The following is a 293-nucleotide window of genomic DNA, read 5'->3' on the forward strand; positions in this document are numbered from 1 at the left end:
ACCCGTGATAAAGGACATGCTCGTCGCTTGATGGCCATCTTGCTGTTACATGAAGGACGCACGATCACCGATGTTCATCACCTTACCGGCGCTGCGCGCTCGACCATCGGTCGTTGGCTTCGGTGGTATCGAGATGAAGGCATAGAAGCGCTAGAAGCCTTACCGGCTGGCCGTGCCCCAGTCTTACCTATCGCCAAGATTGTCACCCTACTGGTGCTGCTCATGCAGTTTTCTCCGCAAGATTTTGGTTATCAGCGCAGCCGTTGGTGTACTGAACTATTGGCTATAAAAAT

1 protein-coding gene is annotated in these 293 nt (G+C 52.6%); it reads left to right on the plus strand.

The window, feature by feature from the left end; translation table 11 throughout:
* The coding region (locus J9889_RS21685; protein WP_210558133.1) for a helix-turn-helix domain-containing protein at positions 1-293 on the plus strand (293 nt) is incomplete at both ends.

The sequence above is a fragment of the Aeromonas sp. PrichA-15 genome, from assembly GCF_017939245.1.
GTDB lineage: Bacteria > Pseudomonadota > Gammaproteobacteria > Enterobacterales > Aeromonadaceae > Aeromonas > Aeromonas caviae.